The organism is Paenibacillus sinensis (genome assembly GCF_019904155.1).
GTDB lineage: Bacteria > Bacillota > Bacilli > Paenibacillales > Paenibacillaceae > Paenibacillus_AQ > Paenibacillus_AQ sinensis.
Genome location: NZ_JAHCMB010000053.1, coordinates 1 through 329, shown reverse-complemented (window position 1 = coordinate 329; position 329 = coordinate 1). Strand labels below are relative to the sequence as shown.

Sequence of the window (329 nt, the reverse complement as noted above, 5' to 3'; positions counted from 1 at the left end):
TGCACAGTCGTTCCGTCTCCCAGTTGACCGCCGCCGTTGTAACCCCACGCCCATACACTGCCGTCACTCTTCAGCGCTAGACTATGGCTGCCGCCTCCAGCAATATCTTTGACTTCTGTCAGTCCAGTCACTTGTACTGGCATACTCCGCTGGGTGGTACTGTCATCACCCAGCTGCCCGCCGCCGTTATACCCCCATGCCCATACGCTGCCATCGCTCTTCAGCGCCAGGCTGTGACTCGTTCCTGCGGCGATAGATATTACTCCGCTCAGGTCGGCAATTACTTTCGGCGCCGTTGTATCCACTGTGGTGCCATTTCCCAGCTGACC

General features: G+C 58.1%; 1 protein-coding gene. It reads right to left on the bottom strand.

From position 1 onward, the window contains the following. Nucleotides 1-305: RCC1 domain-containing protein (locus KIH86_RS07685; protein ID WP_407672253.1), on the bottom strand; the 305-nt coding region annotated here is incomplete at its 3' end. Between the last annotated feature and the right edge of the window lie 24 nt (nucleotides 306-329).